Annotated in this window: 19 protein-coding genes and 1 pseudogene; 9 read left to right on the top strand and 11 right to left on the bottom strand. The window is 60.3% G+C overall.

Going from position 1 to position 20,020, the window contains the following annotated elements:
• Nucleotides 1-109 precede the first annotated feature (109 nt).
• Both lptG and lptF read right to left on the bottom strand, forming a co-directional pair.
• Nucleotides 110-1,171 carry an LPS export ABC transporter permease LptG gene (gene lptG / locus LIS66_RS04885; RefSeq protein WP_042607734.1) on the bottom strand — a complete coding sequence of 354 codons (1,062 nt, stop codon included), beginning with the start codon at nt 1,169-1,171 and terminating at the stop codon, nt 110-112.
• Nucleotides 1,164-2,285 (bottom strand): LPS export ABC transporter permease LptF, encoded by a 1,122-nt coding sequence (gene lptF, locus LIS66_RS04880; RefSeq protein ID WP_042607733.1) that lies wholly within the window; start codon nt 2,283-2,285, stop codon nt 1,164-1,166. Before lptF ends, lptG begins: the two co-directional genes overlap by 8 nt.
• Nucleotides 2,286-2,859: 574 nt before the next feature.
• On the opposite strand from lptF, the gene LIS66_RS04875 reads away from it, so the two are divergent.
• The 5 genes from LIS66_RS04875 (at nt 2,860) to rlmF (ending at nt 9,588) form a co-directional block, all read left to right on the top strand.
• Nucleotides 2,860-4,350 carry a leucyl aminopeptidase gene (locus LIS66_RS04875; RefSeq protein ID WP_042607732.1) on the top strand — a complete coding sequence of 497 codons (1,491 nt, stop codon included), beginning with the start codon at nt 2,860-2,862 and terminating at the stop codon, nt 4,348-4,350.
• A 57-nt stretch (nt 4,351-4,407) separates the two neighbouring features.
• Nucleotides 4,408-4,836: a DNA polymerase III subunit chi gene (locus tag LIS66_RS04870; RefSeq protein ID WP_227973739.1), complete on the top strand. Its 429-nt coding sequence runs from the start codon at nt 4,408-4,410 to the stop codon at nt 4,834-4,836.
• Between the two features lie 8 nt (nt 4,837-4,844).
• Nucleotides 4,845-5,234, top strand: coding sequence for a DNA polymerase III subunit chi (locus LIS66_RS04865; protein ID WP_227973738.1), 390 nt, complete (start codon nt 4,845-4,847; stop codon nt 5,232-5,234).
• 268 nt (nt 5,235-5,502) lie between these two features.
• On the top strand, nt 5,503-8,349 hold the full coding sequence (locus LIS66_RS04860; protein ID WP_065615843.1) for a valine--tRNA ligase: 2,847 nt from the start codon (nt 5,503-5,505) through the stop codon (nt 8,347-8,349).
• Between the two features lie 219 nt (nt 8,350-8,568).
• The gene (gene rlmF, locus LIS66_RS04855; RefSeq protein ID WP_064364401.1) at nt 8,569-9,588 is read left to right on the top strand and encodes a 23S rRNA (adenine(1618)-N(6))-methyltransferase RlmF; all 1,020 of its coding nucleotides are present in this window, start codon (nt 8,569-8,571) and stop codon (nt 9,586-9,588) included.
• Nucleotides 9,589-9,783: 195 nt separating this feature from the next.
• Here the strand turns inward: rlmF and LIS66_RS04850 are convergent, their stop codons facing one another.
• On the bottom strand, nt 9,784-10,065 hold the full coding sequence (locus LIS66_RS04850; RefSeq protein WP_003221909.1) for an HU family DNA-binding protein: 282 nt from the start codon (nt 10,063-10,065) through the stop codon (nt 9,784-9,786).
• Nucleotides 10,066-10,460: 395 nt separating this feature from the next.
• Between LIS66_RS04850 and yejK the strand changes: the two genes are divergently transcribed.
• Together yejK and LIS66_RS04840 are read left to right on the top strand one after the other, a co-directional pair.
• Nucleotides 10,461-11,465, top strand: coding sequence for a nucleoid-associated protein YejK (yejK, locus tag LIS66_RS04845; protein WP_227973737.1), 1,005 nt, complete (start codon nt 10,461-10,463; stop codon nt 11,463-11,465).
• Entirely contained in the window at nt 11,465-11,815 is a 351-nt protein-coding gene (locus LIS66_RS04840; protein WP_083354270.1) for a glutaredoxin family protein, read from the top strand. Before yejK ends, LIS66_RS04840 begins: the two co-directional genes overlap by 1 nt.
• Nucleotides 11,816-11,963: 148 nt before the next feature.
• On the opposite strand, the gene LIS66_RS04835 is transcribed toward LIS66_RS04840, so the two are convergent.
• The 5 genes from LIS66_RS04835 to LIS66_RS04815 form a co-directional block, all read right to left on the bottom strand.
• Entirely contained in the window at nt 11,964-12,899 is a 936-nt protein-coding gene (locus tag LIS66_RS04835) for a glutathione S-transferase family protein (protein WP_227973736.1), read from the bottom strand.
• A gap of 84 nt (nt 12,900-12,983) precedes the next feature.
• On the bottom strand, nt 12,984-13,286 hold the full coding sequence (locus LIS66_RS04830) for a GIY-YIG nuclease family protein (RefSeq protein ID WP_042607725.1): 303 nt from the start codon (nt 13,284-13,286) through the stop codon (nt 12,984-12,986).
• A gap of 40 nt (nt 13,287-13,326) precedes the next feature.
• Nucleotides 13,327-13,797 (bottom strand): nuclear transport factor 2 family protein, encoded by a 471-nt coding sequence (locus LIS66_RS04825; RefSeq protein ID WP_042607724.1) that lies wholly within the window; start codon nt 13,795-13,797, stop codon nt 13,327-13,329.
• A gap of 183 nt (nt 13,798-13,980) precedes the next feature.
• On the bottom strand, nt 13,981-15,285 hold the full coding sequence (locus LIS66_RS04820) for a CynX/NimT family MFS transporter (RefSeq protein WP_227973735.1): 1,305 nt from the start codon (nt 15,283-15,285) through the stop codon (nt 13,981-13,983).
• Nucleotides 15,275-15,934 carry a FadR/GntR family transcriptional regulator gene (locus tag LIS66_RS04815; protein ID WP_042607722.1) on the bottom strand — a complete coding sequence of 220 codons (660 nt, stop codon included), beginning with the start codon at nt 15,932-15,934 and terminating at the stop codon, nt 15,275-15,277. Before LIS66_RS04815 ends, LIS66_RS04820 begins: the two co-directional genes overlap by 11 nt.
• Before the next feature lie 166 nt (nt 15,935-16,100).
• Between LIS66_RS04815 and LIS66_RS04810 the strand changes: the two are divergent.
• Nucleotides 16,101-16,412 (top strand): annotated as a pseudogene (locus tag LIS66_RS04810) (type II toxin-antitoxin system MqsR family toxin).
• Nucleotides 16,409-16,897, top strand: a complete 489-nt coding sequence (locus LIS66_RS04805; RefSeq protein WP_042607720.1) for a type II toxin-antitoxin system MqsA family antitoxin — start codon at nt 16,409-16,411, stop codon at nt 16,895-16,897. Before LIS66_RS04810 ends, LIS66_RS04805 begins: the two are co-directional and overlap by 4 nt.
• 57 nt (nt 16,898-16,954) lie before the next feature.
• On the opposite strand, the gene LIS66_RS04800 is transcribed toward LIS66_RS04805, so the two are convergent.
• Genes LIS66_RS04800 through LIS66_RS04790 form a run of 3 tightly spaced genes read right to left on the bottom strand, consistent with a single transcriptional unit; the run spans nt 16,955 to nt 20,019 of the window.
• Nucleotides 16,955-17,719, bottom strand: a complete 765-nt coding sequence (locus tag LIS66_RS04800) for an amino acid ABC transporter ATP-binding protein (protein WP_007957337.1) — start codon at nt 17,717-17,719, stop codon at nt 16,955-16,957.
• Between the two features lie 13 nt (nt 17,720-17,732).
• Nucleotides 17,733-18,827 (bottom strand): amino acid ABC transporter permease, encoded by a 1,095-nt coding sequence (locus tag LIS66_RS04795; RefSeq protein ID WP_227973734.1) that lies wholly within the window; start codon nt 18,825-18,827, stop codon nt 17,733-17,735.
• 10 nt (nt 18,828-18,837) lie between these two features.
• A complete protein-coding gene (locus LIS66_RS04790; RefSeq protein WP_064364408.1) occupies nt 18,838-20,019 on the bottom strand; it encodes an amino acid ABC transporter permease in 1,182 nt (393 codons plus the stop codon).
• Nucleotide 20,020 lies beyond the last annotated feature (1 nt).

The following is a 20,020-nucleotide window of genomic DNA, read 5'->3' as shown; positions in this document are numbered from 1 at the left end:
ACACGGCGCAAGCGTCACGTTCGCCTGTCACCCGGATCGCATGCAAAAACGCCCCGGTCTGGCGACCGAGGCGTTTTCAGGGTTCAGGCGCTGAATGAAAGCTTGTTCATCAGCCCGCTCGCCTGAGCAGCCAGACACCCGCCAGCGCACACACGCCGGCCGGCACCAGCACCGCAAACAGCGGCGAGAAACCGAATACCAGACTGGATGGGCCCAGCAGATCCTGGACGATACGGAAGGTGAATCCCACCAGCACGCCGGTAAAGACCCGCTGACCGAGGGTCACCGAACGCAGCGGGCCGAAGATGAACGAGATCGCCATCAGCACCAGTGCCGCAGTCACCAGCGGCTGCAACACCTTGACCCAAAATGCCAGCCAGTAACGGCCATTGCTCAGGCCCTGCTCGGCCAGATAGTGGATGTAGCCCCACAGCCCGCTGATCGACAGCGATTCAGGGGCCATGACCACGGTACTGAGCAGTTGCGGGCTCAACGCGACGTCCCATTGCTCGCTCGGGGTATTGACGACTTCCGTACTGCGCTCATGGAACAGCGTGGTGGCAACGTCGGTGAGCTGCCACTTGTTGCCGTCGAACTCGGCCTTTTTGGCGAAGCTGGAGCTGAGCAGATGGCGCTCCTTGTCGAAGTGATAGCGCGTCACGCCGTACAACAGACCGTTCGGTTGCACCGCGTTGATGTGGATGAATTCCTCACCCTGACGGTGCCACATACCGTGTTTGGCGCTTTGCGCATCGCCGCTGCCCTGGGCCAGCGAGCGATTGGCCTGGGCCATGCTCTCGGTGGCCGGGGCAACATATTCGCCGATCAGCACGCCGGCGAGCATCAGCACCAGCATCGGCTTCATGACGGCCCAGACGATACGGCCGATCGACACGCCGGCGGCGCGCATGACGGTCAGCTCACTGCTGCTGGCCAGACTGCCGAGACCGATCAGGCAGCCGATCAGTGCAGCCATCGGCAGCATTTCGTAGAGCCGGCGCGGCGCGGTCAACACCACGAAACCGAGCACATCGACCAAGGTGTAGGTGTCGCTGACGTCGCCCATTTCATCGATGAAGGCAAACAGCGTCGCCAGGCCGAGGATGATCGCCAGCACGGCGATGATCGCCATGAATACGCTGCTGCCGATGTAGCGGTCGAGTTTAACCACGGGCCACCTCCAGCGCGGCGCTGCGACGGCTGGCCAGCTTCAGGCGCATCGGCTCCCAATAGAGCAGGCCGAGGCCGATGACCAGAAAGATCGCGTGCACCCACCACAAGCCAAGGGCCGGCGGGATCTTGCCTTTTTCAAGGGCGCCGCGGGCGGCAATCAGGATGGTCAGGTAAGCCATATAAAGAAGAATCGCCGGCAGCAGCTTGAGGAAACGCCCCTGACGCGGATTCACCCGCGACAGCGGCACCGCCATCAGGGTCACGATGAACACCAGCAACGGCAGGGACATGCGCCATTGCAGTTCGGTTTTCGAACGGATGTCGTCACTGCCCCACAGGGACGAGGTCGGCATCGCGTCACGATCGGTGACTTCTTCGCTGACATCCGGCTTGGGCAGCAGCACGCCGTAGGTTTCGTAATGGATGGCACGATAGTCGGCCTGACCCGGACTGCCGTCATAGCGATAACCGTTGTCGAGAATCAGGTAGCGATTGCCGTCGGGGCGAATTTCCTGACGGCCCGATTCGGCAACCAGCACGGAAATCCCGCGATCCTTCTGGTCGGCGCCAAGGTTTTTCTGCGAGATGAACACGCTGCCGAGATTGACTCGATCGTCGCTCAGGGTTTCGGTATAGGTCACTCGAGTACCGTCACGCAACGCCTGGAAGCGGCCCGGTTCGAGCGTATCGAACTCGGTCAGCGCGTCCTGCTTGTTCAGCAACAGCTGAAACTGGTTGGCGCCCTGCGGAGCCAGGCCAAGGCTCAGCCACGCCACCACCAGTGCCACCAGCGTCGCCGGAAACAGGGTCATGCGAAACAGTTTCTGCTGGCTCATGCCGGTGGCCGAGAGCACGGTCATTTCGCTTTCGAGGTACAGGCGACCGTAGGCCAGCAGGATCCCGAGGAACAGACCCAGCGGCAGAATCAGTTGCAGGAAACCCGGCAGACGAAAGCCCATGATCAGGAACAGCGAGCCCGGATCGAGCTGACCGGCCGCAGCCTGCGCCAGGTATTTGATGAAGCGACCGCTCATGATGATGACCAGCAGCACGGCACTTACGGCGCTGAGGGTCAACAGGACTTCGCGGGACAGATAACGGAAGACGATCAAACCAGACACTCCAGGGTTGTCAGGCTAAGGCGGCCAAACAAGCAAACACATCGACCGCCCGCCATGCAGAGCGGTCGAAAAAAGATGCGGCATTATCCTGTGATTGGGTGCGCCTGTCACTGCGCACACTCATCCATCTCTGTAATCCTTTGCTGATCGTACAACCCAGGGGGCGTTCTCAATTAGTTTTCACACCGCGCCGGGTCTGCTGTTGTGCAGGACAAGGCGCGAGAAGCGTGGTTTGGTCATTCCAGATAAGCTTCGAGCAACGCAGCCCTGCACAACAGCAGGCCCGGCCCTTCGGGTTGTGCCTTAAAGCCGGCCAGTCTGCGTTGCAGGCCTTGAAAAGGGAACAACCATTCCCAGCGGCCTGCGCCTTGCCTGGCTGGCTTTAAGGCGACAACGCGGTGTGAAAACCAATTGAGAACGCCCCCTAGGGTTGTCAGGCGCGGGGAGCGAGGTTCAAACTGCGGCCCTTGTCGCGGGCTTTGGCCTGCGCCTCTTCTATTTATAAGCAGGCGACTGCGGACAGCGTCGAACGCCTGCATGTTGACCATTCATTAGGGATCCGGACATGGAACTGGTTGTAAAAAGCGTTAGCCCAGAAACGTTGAAAACCGCCACCCTGGTGGTTGCCGTCGGCGAAGGCCGCAAACTCGGTGTCGCCGCCAGACTGGTCGACGAGTCGAGCGGTGGTGCGATCAGCACCGTGCTCAAGCGTGGCGACCTGGCCGGCAAGGTCGGGCAAAGCCTGTTGCTGCACAGCCTGCCGAACCTGAAAGCCGAGCGCGTGTTGCTGGTCGGCGTGGGCAAGGACGAAGAACTGGGCGACCGTCCGTTCCGCAAAATCGTCGCCGGCATCCTCAACACCCTCAAAGGCCTGGGCGGCGGCGATGCCGTGCTGGCGCTGGATGAAGTCATCGTCAAAGGCCGCGACAGCTACGGCAAGACCCGCCTGCTGGCGGAAACCCTGGTCGACGGCGGCTACACCTTCGACCAGTTCAAGAGCCAGAAAGCCGAACCGCGCGCCCTGAAGAAAATCACCCTGCTGACCATCAAGGCTGCACAGGCCGAAGTACAGCGCGCCGTGAACCACGCCACCGCAATCGCCAACGGCATGGCCTTCACCCGCGATCTGGGCAACCTGCCGCCGAACATCTGCCACCCGACGTTCATGGGCGAACAGGCGAAAAACCTCGGCAAAGAGTTCAAGGATCTGAAAGTCGAAGTACTCGACGAGAAGAAGATCAAATCCCTCGGCATGGGTTCGTTCTATGCCGTTGGCCAGGGCAGCGCCCAGCCGCCGCGCCTGATCGTCATGCAATACAACGGTGGCAAGAAATCCGAGAAGCCGTACGCGCTGGTCGGCAAGGGCATCACCTTCGACACCGGCGGCATCAGCCTGAAGCCGGGCGCCGGCATGGACGAGATGAAGTACGACATGGGCGGCGCTGCCTCTGTGTTCGGTACGCTGCGTGCGGTGCTTGAGCTGAAACTGCCGATCAATCTGGTGTGCATCCTCGCCTGCGCCGAAAACATGCCGAGCGGCAACGCGTCGCGTCCGGGCGACATCGTTACCACCATGAGCGGCCAGACTGTGGAAATCCTCAACACCGACGCCGAAGGCCGTCTGGTGCTGTGCGATGCGCTGACCTACGCCGAGCGCTTCAAGCCACAAGCGGTGATCGACATCGCCACTTTGACCGGTGCTTGCGTGGTAGCCCTGGGCGCCCATACTTCCGGCCTGCTGGGCAACAACGACGAACTGATCGACCAGTTGCTCAGCGCCGGCAAGGCCGCCGACGACCGCGCCTGGCAACTGCCGCTGTTCGATGAGTACCAGGAGCAACTGGACAGCCCGTTCGCCGACATCGCCAACATTGGCGGGCCGAAGGCCGGCACCATCACCGCCGCCTGCTTCCTGTCGCGCTTCACCAAGAACCTCAACTGGGCGCACCTGGACATCGCCGGCACCGCATGGACCAGCGGCGGCAAGGACAAGGGCGCCACTGGCCGTCCGGTTCCACTGCTGACCCAGTACCTGCTGGATCGCGCCAAAGCCTGAACCTGCTGAGGGGCGGCGTCGCTTCATGGCGACGCCGCTCGCTGCTCTGGAACCGTAATGACCAAAGTCGACTTCTACATCCTGCCGAGCGCCGATCCTTCGGCGCGCCTGGATTTTGCCTGCAAGCTCACCGAGAAAGCCTGGCGCATGGGCCATCGCATCTACCTGCATTGCAGCGATGCGAGCCAGCGGGACGATCTCGATGCGCGCCTGTGGGCTTTCAAGGGCGAAAGCTTCGTGCCCCACGGCCCTGCCGACAGTGAACCGAACGGCTTGATCGTGCTGGGATTCGGGGAAGACTGCGGTGAGCATCAGGATCTTCTGGTCAACCTCGACCTGAAAGTCCCGGCCTTCGCCAGCAAGTTCGCCCGCGTGGCGGAGGTGGTGGTGGAAGACCCGACCATCCGAGCGGCGGCGCGGGAGAGTTTCCGCTTCTATCGCGAACAGGGCTATTCTCTGCAAGACCACCGTTTACAGCGACTCTGAGCATTCCAATGGACACTCCGAAACCGCAACAGAAATCCGCACACCTGCTGGACGATCTTGAATCGATCCGCCAGTTGCTCGGCGATGACAACCTGCAACCGCCGCTCTTGACCGACACGGTCGATGACAGCGAACAGGAACAGATTCCAATGCTGTTCGATTCCGTCGGCAACGAGCCGGCGGCCGTCGCGCCACCCCCGGCACCAGCCCCGGCTGCCCAGGCTGCGGCACCGGTCGACAAAGGCCCGGACGCCCTTCTCCATCTGGACAGCGAACTGCGCGCCGCCGCGCAACTGATCATGCAAGACGTGATCGACGACTTCGCTCCGCACATCGAAACCGAAATCAAACGCCGCCTCGATGCACGAATGGAGCGGCTGCTCAGCCAGTACGAATAACCCCGCCTTCGGTATTTTTTGTGGCGAGGGAGCTTGCTCCCGCTGGGGTGCGAAGCGCCCCCAAAACCATTCAACAGTGTTTTTTGCCGCGAAGCCTGCGTGACAGTGTTTACGACTGCTGCGCAGCCGAGCGGGAGCAAGCTCCCTCGCCACAGAGTTCGCGATCACATTTAGATCTCCATCCGGCCCACCCCGCTCGCCCTCGGCACCATGCCCCGCTATACTTCCCGGCTTTTCCTGAATAAATGCCAATAGGGTCCCGCCGCGCATGGATAAGACCTACCAGCCGCACGCCATTGAAACTTCCTGGTACAAGACCTGGGAGTCCGAGAACTACTTCGCCCCGCAAGGCGCGGGCGAGTCCTACACCATCATGATCCCGCCGCCGAACGTCACCGGCAGCCTGCACATGGGTCACGGCTTCAACAACGCGATCATGGACGCCCTGATCCGTTTCCGCCGCATGCAAGGTCGCGACACCCTGTGGCAACCGGGCACCGACCACGCCGGTATCGCTACGCAGATGCTGGTGGAGCGCCAACTCGAAGCCCAGGGCCAGAATCGTCACGATCTGGGTCGCGAGAAATTCCTCGAGAAAGTCTGGGAGTGGAAAGATCAGTCCGGCGGCAATATCAGCCGGCAGATCCGACGCCTCGGCTCGTCCGTCGACTGGAGCCGCGAGCGCTTCACCATGGACGACGGCCTCTCGGAAGCGGTGAAAGAAGCATTCGTGCGTCTGCATGAAGACGGCCTGATCTACCGCGGCAAGCGTCTGGTCAACTGGGACACCAAACTGCACACGGCGATTTCCGACCTCGAAGTGGAGAACCACGAAGAGAAAGGTTTCCTGTGGAACCTGAAATACCCGCTGGCCGACGGCGTAAAGACCGCTGAGGGCAATGACTTCCTGATCGTTGCCACCACCCGCCCGGAAACCATGCTCGGAGACTCCGCCGTCGCGGTTAACCCGAACGATGAGCGCTACAAAGCCCTGATCGGCAAATTCGTCGAGCTGCCATTGGTTGGCCGTCGTATCCCGATCATCGCCGACGATTACTGCGACCCGGAATTCGGCACCGGCTGCGTGAAAATCACTCCGGCGCACGATTTCAATGACTACGAAGTCGGCAAGCGCCACAACCTGCCGCTGCTGAACATCTTCGACAAGAACGCCAACGTGCTGCCAGCAGCCCAGGTGTTCAACCTCGACGGTACGCTGAACGAAAGCATCGACGGCAAGATTCCGGCCGAGTTCGCTGGCCTGGAACGTTTCGAAGCGCGCAAGCAGATCGTCGCCGCGTTCGACGCCGCCGGCCTGCTGGTGAGCGTCAATGATCACAACCTGAAAACGCCGAAAGGCGACCGCTCCGGCACGGTCATCGAGCCGTGGCTGACTGACCAGTGGTACGTATCGACCAAGCCTTTGGCCGAGCCGGCGATTGCTGCGGTCGAAGACGGGCGCATCCAGTTCGTGCCCAAGCAGTACGAAAACATGTACTTCTCGTGGATGCGTGACATCCAGGACTGGTGCATCAGCCGTCAGCTGTGGTGGGGCCACCGGATTCCGGCCTGGTACGACGAGTCCGGCAAGGTCTACGTCGGCCGCGACGAAGCCGAAGTGCGTGCCAAGCACAACCTCGGCCCGGACGTTGCGCTGCAACAGGACAACGACGTACTCGATACCTGGTTCAGTTCCGGCCTGTGGACATTCTCGACCCTGGGCTGGCCTGAGCAGACCGAGTTCCTGAAGAAATTCCACTCCACCGACGTTCTGGTCACCGGTTTCGACATCATCTTCTTCTGGGTTGCCCGGATGATCATGATGACCATGCACCTGATGAAGAACGAAGACGGCACGCCACAGGTTCCGTTCAAGACTGTGTACGTACACGGCCTGGTGCGCGACGGCCAGGGCCAGAAGATGTCCAAGTCCAAGGGCAACGTTCTTGACCCGCTGGACATCATCGATGGCATCGACCTCGAGTCGCTGGTGCAGAAGCGCACCTCGGGCCTGATGCAGCCGAAACTGGCGAAGAAGATCGAAAAGCAGACCCGCGAAGAGTTCGCCAACGGCATCGAAAGCTACGGCACCGACGCCCTGCGCTTCACGTTCTGCTCGCTGGCCTCGACTGGTCGCGACATCAAGTTCGACATGGGCCGCGTCGAAGGCTATCGCAACTTCTGCAACAAGATCTGGAACGCCGCGCGCTACGTTCTGGACAAGGGCGAAGACTGCGGCCAGAACGGCGAAGCCTACGAGCTGTCGCTGGCCGATCGCTGGATCATCTCGCAACTGCAACGCACCGAAGCCGAAGTGACCCGTCAACTGGATCAGTTCCGTTTCGACCTCGCCGCGCAAGCGCTGTACGAGTTCATCTGGAACCAGTACTGCGACTGGTACCTGGAGCTTTCCAAGCCCGTGCTGTGGGACGAGAACGCGCCGGTCGAACGTCAGCGCGGCACTCGCCGTACGCTGGTGCGCGTGCTGGAAGTGGCGTTGCGTCTGGCACATCCGTTCATGCCGTTCATCACTGAAGAAATCTGGCAGCGCATCGCGCCGCTGGCCGGCATTCAGGGCAAGACCATCATGCTGCAACCTTGGCCGGTGGCCAATGAAGAGCGCATCGATCCGGCGGCCGAAGACGATATCGAATGGCTGAAAGGCCTGATGCTCGGCACGCGCAACATTCGTGGCGAAATGAACATCGGCCCGGGCAAGCCACTGCCGATCTACCTGAAGAACGTCAGCGCTGAAGACCAGCGCCGTCTGACCGAGAACGAAGCGCTGTTGAAGAAGCTGGCGCGTCTGGAATCGATCACCGTTCTGAAGGCTGGCGAAGAAGCACCTCTGTCCGCCACCGCACTGGTCGGCGAGATGGAAGTGCTGGTGCCAATGGCCGGTCTGATCGACAAAGGCGCCGAACTGGCACGTCTGGACAAGGAAATCCTGCGTCTGCAGGGCGAAGTCCAGCGGGTTGGCGGCAAGCTGTCCAACGCCGGTTTCGTTGACAAGGCCCCGGCCGAAGTCATCGAGAAGGAACGCGCCAAACTGGCCGAGGCTGAACAGGCCTTGGGCAAACTGGCCGAGCAGCACGCGCGGATTGCCAGCCTGTAACGGTAAATCGCAATGAAAAAGGGAGGCCCAGGTGGCCTCCCTTTTTGTTTCCCACATTTCCCTATAGGAGCTGCCGAAGGCTGCGATCTTTTGATTTGCTTCTAAAAATCAACATCAAAAGATCGCAGCCTCCGGCAGCTCCTACATGGGTTCGGCGTATGGCGCATCAATGTGGGACAATACCCGCCACTTTCAGCCATACCCGAATCGACCACGCCCATGACCGCCCCCCGCACACCCAAACCTGCGCGCAAGAAGCCTGACTCCGCGACCCCGGCCAAGACCGTAGAGCCGCGTGAGAAGGCCAGCCTGCATCCGCGCAATCGCCATCAGGGTCGTTACGACTTCCCGGCGCTGATCAAGACCACGCCCGAGTTGGCCAAGTACGTGATCACCAACCCGTACGGCAAGGAAAGCATCGACTTCGCCAGCCCCGACGCGGTACGCGTGTTCAACCGGGCGCTGCTCAAGTCGTTTTATGGCATCCAGCATTGGGACATTCCGGCGGACTACCTCTGCCCTCCGGTTCCGGGGCGAGCCGACTATGTGCACTTTCTCGCCGACCTGCTGGCGAGCATGAACGACGGCAAGGTCCCGCGCGGCGCAATCGTCAATGTGCTGGACATCGGCATGGGCGCCAACTGCGTGTATCCGCTGATCGGCAACAGCGAATACCGCTGGCACTTCCTCGGCTCGGAGATCGATCCGACGGCCGTGGCGGCGGCTCGAGCCATCGTGCAATCCAACGACCTGAGCAAGGTGATCCAGCTGCGCCAGCAGGAAAACCGCAAGCACATCCTGATCGGCTTGCTGGAGCCGGGCGAGCGCTTTGACCTGACCATGTGCAACCCGCCCTTCCACGCTTCGATGGAAGAAGCGACCAAGGGCAGCGAGCGCAAATGGCGCGCCCTGGGCAAGGCCGATCCGAAACGCAAGTTGCCGGTGCTGAACTTCGGCGGCCAGTCGGCGGAACTGTGGTGTGAAGGCGGAGAAGCACGTTTTGTGACGCAATTGATCGCCGAGAGCGCGAACTTCCAGCACAAAGTGCTGTGGTTCAGCACGCTGGTGTCAAAAGCTTCGAACCTGCCAGCCATCGAAACCGCGCTGAAAAAGGCCGGCGTGCTGGAAAGCCAGGTCGTGGAGATGTCCCAGGGACAGAAGCAGAGCCGCTTCGTGGCCTGGACCTTCCAGACCAAGTCCGAGCAGCAGATCTGGCGGCGCGAGCGCTGGGTACGCTAACACACTGCGGATTACCTTGTGGGAGCGAGCCTGCTCGCGAAAGCAGTCTATCAGTCGACATCCAAGGTGACTGAACCACCGCATTCGCGAGCAGGCTCGCTCCCACAATGGTTCAGTGACATACCCGCCGAATTGCAGACACAAAAAAACCGTGCCCCGGATCTCTCCGAAGCACGGTTTTTTTATCGCTGCGTCTTACTTGTTCACAGCGTCGGTCAGGCCTTTGGCCACAACCAGCTTGATCACTTTCTTGGCAGGGATTTCGATGGCAGCGCCAGTCGAAGGGTTACGGCCAGTGCGGGCAGGACGCTCGGTCACTTTCAGCTTGCCGATACCTGGCAAGGTGATTTCGCCGCCGTTTTCCAGCTGATCGGCAACGATTTGGCCCAGTTGGTCCAGAGCGTTACGCGCGGTGGTTTTCGGCGCGTCGATAGCTTCAGCGATGTCGGCGATCAGTTGGTCTTTAGTAAGAGCCATGTAGTGTTCCTTCCCTATCAAATTCATATGGATTGCAGAGTGCAGTGTCAGCCATCGAGCCCGATCTTCTGGATCTGGCACCCTCGGCGATAACCACGACGAGTCGGGTTATAGATGCCGAAATCAGGGTTTGGTTCGACCTGACAAATGCTGAATGCACGCTTAACGCAGTGACTTCGCGTAAGACCGCGCAAAACTAGCACAGCGACAAGGAAATATCCGCCTCTAGCTACCCATTTGGTCAGCTTTATTGCGCTAAATCGGTAAAAAACCGCATAAGGCCCGGCGCGCGCCCCGGTTTTGCCGTGCAACCCGCGCCAAAACCAGTGGTTGCGGTACACTGAGCGCTTTTTCGGGGGAGCCTGCCCTCCTCCCTTCCAACAGCCGAGAAGCCCATGCCGATCCGTCATTGCATCGTCCACCTGATCGACAAAAAACCCGACGGCACGCCCGCAGTTCTGCACGCCCGTGACTCTGAACTGGCGGAGTCCGCAGCCATCGAAAACATGCTCGCCGACCTCAATGAGAGCTACAACGCCAAACAGGGCAAAGCCTGGGGCCTGTTCCATCCGGAGTCCGGCGCGTTTCCCTTCAGCGGCTGGCTGAAGGAGTACATGGAAGGCGGCCGTGACTTCACCGCATTCAGCAAAGTGGCGGTCGAGCACCTGCAGAAGCTGATGGAAGAATCCAACCTGTCGGTGGGCGGCCATGTGTTGTTCGCCCACTATCAACAAGGCATGACCGGTTACCTGGCGATCGCCCTGCTGCACCACAGCGAAGGCGTCGCGGTGACCGATGAGCTGGACGTTACGCCGTCGCGCCATCTTGACCTTGGCCAACTGCATCTCGCCGCGCGGATCAACGTCTCCGAGTGGCAGAACAACAAGCAGTCCAAGCAGTACATCTCGTTCATCAAGGGCAAGAATGGCAAGAAAGTCTCGGAATACTTCCGCGACTTCATCGGCTGCCAGGAAGGCGTCGACGGCCCCGGCGAAACGCGCACGTTGCTCAAGGCCTTCAGTGACTTCGTCGAAAGCGAGGACCTGCCGGAAGACTCGGCCCGGGAGAAAACCAAGACCCTGGTCGACTATGCCAGCAGCCAGGCCAAGCTCGGCGAACCGATGGGCCTGGAAGAATTGTCGGAGCTGATCGACGAGGAGCGCCCGAAAGCCTTCTACGATCACATCCGCAACAAGGACTACGGCCTGTCACCAGAGATTCCGGCAGACAAGCGCACCCTCAACCAGTTCCGCCGCTTCACCGGCCGCGCCGAAGGCCTGTCGATCAGCTTCGAAGCGCATCTGCTGGGTTCGAAGATCGAATACGACGAAGAGAACGGCACGCTGATCATCAAAGGCCTGCCGACTTCGCTGACTGATCAGTTGAAGCGGCGTAACTGATGCTCGGCAATGTGTTGAAGAAGGTTGCCCTGGTGCTGCTGGTAGTCGTGGTCTACCAGAACTGGGGCAAGATCGAGCGGGTGTTCAATCCCTCGCAAATGGTCTCGGAGCAGACGCGCGCGCAGGCCAATGTCGTGCTCTACGCCACCGACTGGTGCGGCTACTGCAAGCAGACCAAACGCTTTCTCGACAGCAAGGGCATACCTTTCAAGGAGTTTGATATCGAGAAGGATGCCCAAGCGCGCAAGGCGTATGAAGCATTGGGCGGACGCGGGATTCCGCTGATCGATGTGAACGGCACGTTGATTCGCGGGTTTGATCCGGAAGAAATTCTCGCCGCCCTGAAATAACACATAACCTGTGGCGAGGGAGCTTGCTCCCGCTCGACTGCGCAGCAGTCGCAAAACCTGCAAACCTGCTATCGCGCTGAAAAGCAGGGGCCGCTTCGCAGCCCAGCGGGAGCAAGCTCCCTCGCCACAGAGTGTTGCGTGTGATCCGTTATTTGGCTTCGATACGGAAACCAAAACGCGGAAAGTGCACGTGCACCACGCCGCCACGTTCGTCTTCACGGCGAATGATCAGCTCTTCACTGCCGGCAAACAGCAATTCGCCTGCCACCGGATCGACGCCGTAATCGATAGCGGCAATCGCCACCTGCTGCCTGGGCTTGAACCCGTTCGGATCAACGAACTGCTCATCCGGCAACGCCGCCGGCGTCGCGTTACGCGCCACCTCCAGCGCCTCTGCAGAGCTCATCTCGCTTGCCGCACCATGGCCGAACCCCAGCACCCGACCCAGCCACGCCGCAACCGCCGGATAGTCATCCACCAGCGGCGCCGTCACGTGGGTCGCCTTGAGGAACCACAGCGGATGCGCCAGGGCGAAGTCAGCAATCGATGGTTCGCCAAACAGGAAGTCCCCCTGCTCGCGTTGCAACTGCTGCTCGAGACGCGCCATGATCGTCGGCCACTGATGTTTGGCCTGCTCGGCGGACAGACGCGTGGCGCTGCCGCCGCTGAACAAACCCGCTCGATCGGCGAGGAACGCCTTGATCGCTTCCGGCGGCAATTTGCCGAAACGCACGGCCACCGATTCCGGCTGGAACACCAGGCTCACCGCGTGTTGAAACACCACCGAATCGGCCCACGCCGCAAAACTGGCGCTGGTCATTTCCTGGCCTTCGGGGAAAAACGCCGGCAGGGCTTTTTCCTGTTCCAGGCGTCGAGCAATCAGTGCAGTGTCGCAATAAATGTCTGCGCCAATCTGCAGCACCGGGGTCTTGCGGTAGCCACCGGTCAGAGCGGTCAGATCCGGTTTCGGCATCACCGGCGAGATATGCACCGAGCGCCACGACAAGCCTTTGAACCCCAGCAGCAGGCGGGCCTTCTCGGCAAAGGGGGAGGTCGGGTAATGATGGAGAATCAACTCGGACATGCTCGGCTCCGCCGCTCAGATAGTGAGCCAGCAGCTTAGCGCGCATTTGCTTAGCAGCCTACAGATCTGCCTGATGGGAACCAATCAGTCAGATTGATAAGACGCCACCAGGCACTCCTTGGCGCTCTTCCTGAGTTTCTTGATCAAGCGTTCCTGGCGCAGTGCATCGCTCTTGTCGCGGCACAGCTCGGTATAAACCAGCGCCATGGCCGGGCTGGAGAGGAAGAACCGTGCGCCTTTACCGCTTTGATGCTTGGCGAAACGGCGCACCGGATCATCGCTGATCCCGCAGTACAACGAGCCATTGGCGGCACGCACGAGGTAGACGAACCAGGATTTGCTCACGGGTTCGGCAACATCGACGGATTGTTCGCTAAGGCTGGTCACTTCGGGATCTGAACGTGTAGGAAAACAGGCGGCGATCTTATCAGCGCCCGGCCTGAAATGCCTTCAGTCCCTTCAACGCTTGCGCGCGTACGGCGTTGCGCACCAGCGGCGTCCAGCCCAGCAGCAGGCCTTTGAAACCCAGTGCCTGACGCGACCAGCGCCACAGATCGAAGCGGTCGTGGTGCTCGCAGATCTTGCCGTCGCGGAAGACGAAACGCGCGTGGATATCGTTGATAACGATGTTGCCGGTCTGGCTGAACAGGTAGGTCGCGACCCAATGCGCGCCACCGGTACGCTCGTCGGCGCGGACGTTGTCGAAGGTCAGCGAGAAGTCTTTGGCGCGGGTGGTGAGCATGCGCCACATGTCGCCGGCATCGCGCCCGTGCAGCTCGCCAAAGGCCGGATCGCTGAACACGACATCGTCGGTGTAGCAGGCGGCCATGGCTTCGGCGTCGAGGCGCTGAAAGGCCTGGTAGAAGCGGGTGATCAGGGCGCTATGGGCTTCGCTCAAGGCAATCTCCAAAGAAATAGGTACAGATTGCCAGCACCATAATCCGCCGCGCCCAGAAACACTATCGGCAATACGCAAAACCCTTGTGGGAGCGAGCCTGCTCGCGAGCGCCCTTGCAGTCGACATTGTGCTGACTGAAGCACCGCCATCGCGAGCAGGCTCACTCCTACAGTTTCAATAGCGTCAGATCTTTTCGCTTTGCACCTGCACATACAGCGCCCGTCCGGCACCCAGCCCGGCCAGGATTGCGCCGGCGCCAATAATGCCGAAAATCCAGCCCAGGGCATTCCAGCCGCCGGTCCAGTCATGCACCACGCCCACGGCGAACGGCCCCATCGACGCCAGCGTGTAACCGAAACCCTGGGACATGCTCGACAGGTTCGCCGCGACATGGGAATCGCGCGAACGCAGCACAATCAGCGTCAACGCCAGACTGAAGGTACCGCCCTGCCCCAGTCCGAGCAGAATCGCCCAGCCCCACAGGCCTTCGATCGGTGCGTACAGGCAGCCGAACAGGCCCGCCAGCGTCAGCGCCATGACCACTACGATCGCCAGACGCTGATCCTTGCCACGGGTCGCCAGCCACGGCGCGGCCAGCGAACTGGCCAGTTGAATGATCACCGAACCGGACAGCACCAATCCTGCCTGGGTCGGTGTCAGCCCGCGTCCGATGAGGATCGACGGCAACCAGCCAAACACGATGTAGGCCAGCGATGACTGCAGGCCCATGTACAAGGTCACCTGCCAGGCCAGCGGATCACGCAGCAACCCGCGCACGCGATAGGCGACGTTGTGCGCGCCGTGCTTCGAGCCGACCTGAGGCAACCAGAACACCGCCGCCACCAAGGCTGGAATGACCCAGAAACCCAGGCCCATCGCCCAGCTGTTACCGAAGTGTTCACTCAGTGGCACGGTCGAACCCGCCGCCATTGCCGCGCCCAGACACAGGGCCATGGTGTAGACACCGGTCATGGTGCCGGCGTGTCTGGCGAAGTCGCGCTTGACGATGCCGGGCAGCAGCACGCCGACGATGCCGATGCTGGCGCCGCCGAGCACACTGCCGGCGAACAGGCCGATCTCACCGAAGTTGCTGCGCAGGATAATCCCGCCGGCCAGCGTCAGCAGAATGCCCAACACCACCCGTTCAGCGCCGAAACGTCGCGCCAGAATCGGCGCCAGCGGCGCGAACAGGCCCAGGCACAGCACCGGCAACGTAGTCAGCAATCCCGCCTGCGCCGCGGACAGCCCGAGACTCCTGGAGACCTCGCTGAGCAACGGCGCCATGCTCGACAGCGCCGGGCGCAGGTTCAATGCCACCAGAATCAGTCCGAGCAGCAACAGCCACGGACGTTTTACCAACGGGTGGCTTAGCTGCACCTGCTCGTCATCGGCTTCGGCATCAATCAGCAACTCATCCAGCTCGGTGGTGCGTTTCGACGCTGTGGGTAACTCGGTGCGGGACATGGTGTTCTCGGTTTCAAGGTTCATTGATCAACTGCCTCGACAAGGCTTTGGCCCGTTCCGGGTCGCGTTGCTCGACCGCATCGAGCAAGTCGATATGCAAGTCGAAGACTTCCTGGCGGCGCGGGGAGATATTCAGGGTCTGGCGCAATTGCGCGCCGACGATGCTGGAGAAATAGCGATACAGCTCGCTGAGAGTCGGGTTATGCGCGGCGTCGACCAGACGTCGATGGAACACCAGATCGCAGGCGATGTAGGTGTCGAGATCGCCGTGGTAATGGCTGCCGCTGGTGCCGAGCGCTTCGCGCAGTGCGGCCAGATCCTCATCGGTACGGCGCAACGCCGCCAGGCCGATGGCCTCGACTTCAAGGATGTGCCGGGTTTCCCGGGCCTGCTCCAGGGAACAGCGGGACAACGCCTTCAGCGTATCCAGCGGGTCGACCACTGCACGCAGATAACTGCCGTCGCCCTGACGGATTTCGATCAGCCCGGAAAACGCCAGAACGCGCATCGCTTCGCGCACCGTGTTGCGGCTGATGCCCAGCTCGGCGCACAGCTCAGGCTCGGTGGGCAGACGCTCGCCGACCTGCCAGACACCACTGTTGATGCGCTGACGCAGTTGGTCCAGAGCCTGATCGACCAGGGACCGCTTGATCAAAGGGGAAATTTCGGACATGAGCCTCGCCTTTTCATCCAATCATAGGATGAATTTTCCGACATGTTAGTCAGACTCATGTAGGACGGCAACCACCTAGGGTCAATCGGAGACACATGGAGCGGCATTTTCGATTGGTCAAAATTACCCTTTAAGGGTAATTTCAGGGACAGGGTTTTGGCTTCTTATGGAAAAGAACACACCCCATTACGACTTGGCGGTGATCAAGTCTGAAGTGAGGCGACTGGGTCAAAATGCTTTCACCAAAACTTCAGTAAGGTCAGCTGAGAAGCTCGGCTTCAACGTCAGCGAAATGCAGGAGATTGTTTTCGAGCTACAAACCAGGATGTTGTACAAATCGATGACTACCTATGACGATCATCGAATCTGGCAAGACGTGTAGCACATCAATTCGCGAGATCAGGAGATTTACATCAAGGTGACATACCGCCCCGGCGGCAGCCCACCGGTGATCTCCTTTAAGGAGAAAAACCCATGAAAACCCAGCAATGTGTCAGCTGCGGGGCGCGTGAGGGAATGAGGCATTTTCAGGGGCGCGGCGAAACCCTGAGAGTCAAAGACATGGAGCGTCGTGTCGATAATCTTTCTGGATGGGAATGCCAGAAGTGCGGTGAGATCGAATGGGACCCCGACACCGATAGTGCGCAGCGGTATTGCAAAGCAGGTGATGAGTTGGTTATCGCTGCGAGGCAAATGATTGGTGACGAGATGAAGCGTATCCGTCGCAAATTGCACCTGACGCAAAAAGAGACGGTACAACTGCTGTCTGGGGGTGGGCATAACGCATTTTCCCGCTATGAGCGCGGCGATGTATTGCCGCCCAAGGCGCTCATACTGTTGATGCGTTTATTGGATCGTTATCCGTACTTGCTAACCGATGTAAAGACTCTCGGCGAAGGTGCAGACTTGAGAGGTTTCGAGCACATCGTCCACAAAGAACACGAATCCCTCTCCGTGTCCTGAACCGTTCAGAAAAAACAAACCCGGCACATCGCCGGGTTGGTTTTTACTCATCCGCCATCAATGCAAAATCTGACTCAAGAACAACTTGGTCCGATCATTCTGCGGGTTATCGAAGAAGTCGTTCGGCGCTGCCTGCTCGACGATCTCGCCCTTGTCCATGAAGATCACTCGGTTCGCCACGGTGCGGGCGAAGCCCATTTCGTGGGTCACGCAGAGCATGGTCATGCCGTCTTCGGCCAGGCCGATCATGGTGTCGAGAACCTCTTTCACCATTTCCGGATCGAGTGCTGAAGTCGGTTCGTCGAACAGCATGATTTTCGGCTTCATGCACAGGGCGCGGGCGATCGCCACACGCTGTTGCTGACCGCCGGACAGTTGCCCCGGGTATTTGTGCGCCTGCTCCGGAATGCGTACGCGTTCCAGGTAATGCATGGCAATTTCCTCGGCCTTGCGCTTGGGCATCTTGCGCACCCACATCGGCGCCAGGGTGCAGTTCTGCAAAATGGTCAGGTGCGGGAACAGGTTGAAGTGCTGGAACACCATGCCGACTTCGCGGCGGATCGCTTCGATCTGCTTGAGGTCGTTGGTCAATTCCACGCCGTCGACGACGATGCGGCCCTGCTGGTGTTCTTCCAGACGATTCAGGCAACGAATCGTCGTGGATTTACCGGAACCCGACGGGCCGCAGAGGACGATGCGTTCGCCCTGCCTGACGTTGAGGTTGATGTCTTTGAGTACGTGAAACTGGCCGTACCACTTGTTCACGCCCTGCATCTGGATGATGCCTTCCGGACCCACAGGCTTTTTGATTGCTTCGCTCATTTACAGAGAACTCCTAACGCTTGTGGCCAGTGTCGAGCTTGCGTTCCAGATGCATGGAATAGCGCGACATACCAAAACAGAAAATCCAGAACACCAGGGCGGCGAACACGTAGCCTTCGGTGGCCATGCCCAGCCATTTCGGGTCGGCGGCGGCTTGCTTGACGCTGTTGAGCAGGTCGAACAGGCCAATGATGATCACCAGGCTGGTGTCCTTGAAAAGCGCAATGAACGTGTTGACGATGCCCGGAATCACCAGCTTCAAGGCCTGCGGCAAAATCACCAGGCCCATCGAACGCCAGTAACCGAGGCCCATCGCCGCAGCCGCTTCGTACTGCCCTTTGGGAATCGCTTGCAGACCGCCGCGCACCACTTCGGCGACGTAGGCCGACTGGAACAGGATCACGCCGATCAGCGCCCGCAGCAGTTTGTCGAAGTTCATGCCTTCGGGCAGGAACAGCGGCAGCATCACCGAGGACATGAACAGCACCGTGATCAACGGCACGCCGCGCCAGAATTCGATGAAGGTCACGCAGACCACACGAATCGCTGGCATATTCGAACGCCGCCCCAGCGCCAGCACGATGCCCAGCGGCAAAGCGCCGGCAATGCCGACGGTGGCGATCACCAGGGTCAGCATCAGCCCGCCCCACTGGCTGGTCGGCACGGTGGTCAGACCGAAACCGCCGTGCAACAAGGTGAAGGCGATGATCGGGTACAGCACCAGAAAGCTCAGGCCATAGACCGCTTTACGCGGCATCCGCGAGATGAACAGGGGTGCTGCGCCGATGACCGCCAGCCACACGGTCAGGTCCACGCGCCAGCGCAGTTCGATCGGGTAATAACCGTACATGAACTGGCCGAACCGCTGCTGGATGAACACCCAGCAGGCGCCCTCCTTGGTGCAGTCGGCGCGGGTGGTGCCAACCCAGTTGGCATCGACGATCGCCCAACTGAGGATCGGAGGTACCACGAGATAAATCAGGTAGAACGCAAACAGCGTCAGCAGGGTGTTGAGCCAGCTGGAGAACATGTTCGCGCGCATCCACGCCACCACGCCGATGCTGCTGTTGGGTGGAGGCATGTCGGGTTTGAAAGTATGAGTACTCATGCGCTTTTCCTTACCGCTCGATCAGCGCAATGCGCTTGTTGTACCAGTTCATCAGCAGGGAAATGCTGATACTGATCGCCAGGTACACGCTCATGGTGATGGCAATCACTTCGATGGCCTGCCCGGTCTGGTTGAGCACGGTGCCAGCGAACAGCGAAACCATTTCCGGGTAACCGATACCGGCGGCCAGCGAGGAGTTTTTCGCCAGGTTGAGGTATTGGCTGGTCAGTGGCGGAATGATCACGCGCAAAGCTTGCGGGATGATCACCTTGCGCAGGGTCGGGCCGTTGCGCAGGCCAAGCGAACGCGCCGCTTCGGTCTGGCCATGGCTGACCGACTTGATCCCGGAACGCACGATTTCGGCGATGAAGGCCGCGGTGTACACGGTGAGCGCCAGGGTCAAGGCCAGCAGTTCCGGAATCAGCACCCAGCCGCCGACAAAGTTGAAGCCCTTGAGCTCGGGCATTTCCCAGTGCAGCGGAGCGCCGAAGATCAGCGCGCACAAGGTCGGGATCACCAGCACAATTGCCAGGCCGGTCCAGAACTTGTGGAACGGCACACCGGTTTCTTCGAAGCGCTTGTTGGCCCAGCGGCACATCAGCACGATGCCGACGATCGCCAGCACGATGCTGACCACGAACGCCCAGAAGCCGTCAGCTGCAAGTGCGGCCGGCATGTTCAGGCCACGGCTGCTGACGAAGAAGGTGTCGCCGAAGTTATGGCTGTTGCGCGGCCCCGGCATGGTCAGGAATACCGCGAAGTACCAGAACAGGATCTGCAGCAGTGGCGGAATGTTGCGGAACACTTCCACATATACCGTCGCCAGTTTGGCGATGATCCAGTTCTGTGACAGGCGCGCCACGCCGACGATGAAACCGAGAATCGTCGCCAGAATCACGCCGATAAAGGTTACCAACAGGGTGTTGAGCAGGCCGATGACAAACACCCGCGCGTAGCTGTCCGCTTCGGTGTAGTCGATCAGGTGTTGAGCGATGCCGAACCCGGCACTGCGCTCCAGAAAGCTGAAACCGGAAGTGATGCCCCGGTGCTGAAGGTTGGTTTGCGTATTGTCGAACAGGTACCAGCCAAGCGAGACCACCGCCACAACCGTGATGATCTGGAATAGCCACGCACGCACTCGTGGATCGCTGAGGCTGAGCCTCTGCTTTGGTGCGCCGATAGAATTTTGCATG

The sequence above is a fragment of the Pseudomonas sp. HN2 genome (assembly GCF_020736465.1).
In the GTDB taxonomy this organism is placed as follows: Bacteria; Pseudomonadota; Gammaproteobacteria; order Pseudomonadales; family Pseudomonadaceae; genus Aquipseudomonas; species Aquipseudomonas moraviensis_A.
The sequence above is the reverse complement of the archived record's forward strand: the minus strand, read 5'-3'. Positions and strand labels throughout refer to the sequence as shown.

Coding starts and splice junctions, on each gene's coding strand:
- LIS66_RS04875 (WP_042607732.1), top strand. CDS start 2,860: ATGGAACTGGTTGTAAAAAGCGTTAGCCCAGAAACGTTGAAAACCGCC.
- LIS66_RS04870 (WP_227973739.1), top strand. CDS start 4,408: ATGACCAAAGTCGACTTCTACATCCTGCCGAGCGCCGATCCTTCGGCG.
- LIS66_RS04865 (WP_227973738.1), top strand. CDS start 4,845: ATGGACACTCCGAAACCGCAACAGAAATCCGCACACCTGCTGGACGAT.
- LIS66_RS04860 (WP_065615843.1), top strand. CDS start 5,503: ATGGATAAGACCTACCAGCCGCACGCCATTGAAACTTCCTGGTACAAG.
- rlmF (WP_064364401.1), top strand. CDS start 8,569: ATGACCGCCCCCCGCACACCCAAACCTGCGCGCAAGAAGCCTGACTCC.
- LIS66_RS04850 (WP_003221909.1), bottom strand. CDS start 10,065: ATGGCTCTTACTAAAGACCAACTGATCGCCGACATCGCTGAAGCTATC.
- yejK (WP_227973737.1), top strand. CDS start 10,461: ATGCCGATCCGTCATTGCATCGTCCACCTGATCGACAAAAAACCCGAC.
- LIS66_RS04840 (WP_083354270.1), top strand. CDS start 11,465: ATGCTCGGCAATGTGTTGAAGAAGGTTGCCCTGGTGCTGCTGGTAGTC.
- LIS66_RS04835 (WP_227973736.1), bottom strand. CDS start 12,899: ATGTCCGAGTTGATTCTCCATCATTACCCGACCTCCCCCTTTGCCGAG.
- LIS66_RS04820 (WP_227973735.1), bottom strand. CDS start 15,285: ATGAACCTTGAAACCGAGAACACCATGTCCCGCACCGAGTTACCCACA.
- LIS66_RS04815 (WP_042607722.1), bottom strand. CDS start 15,934: ATGTCCGAAATTTCCCCTTTGATCAAGCGGTCCCTGGTCGATCAGGCT.
- LIS66_RS04805 (WP_042607720.1), top strand. CDS start 16,409: ATGAAAACCCAGCAATGTGTCAGCTGCGGGGCGCGTGAGGGAATGAGG.
- LIS66_RS04800 (WP_007957337.1), bottom strand. CDS start 17,719: ATGAGCGAAGCAATCAAAAAGCCTGTGGGTCCGGAAGGCATCATCCAG.
- LIS66_RS04795 (WP_227973734.1), bottom strand. CDS start 18,827: ATGAGTACTCATACTTTCAAACCCGACATGCCTCCACCCAACAGCAGC.
- LIS66_RS04790 (WP_064364408.1), bottom strand. CDS start 20,019: ATGCAAAATTCTATCGGCGCACCAAAGCAGAGGCTCAGCCTCAGCGAT.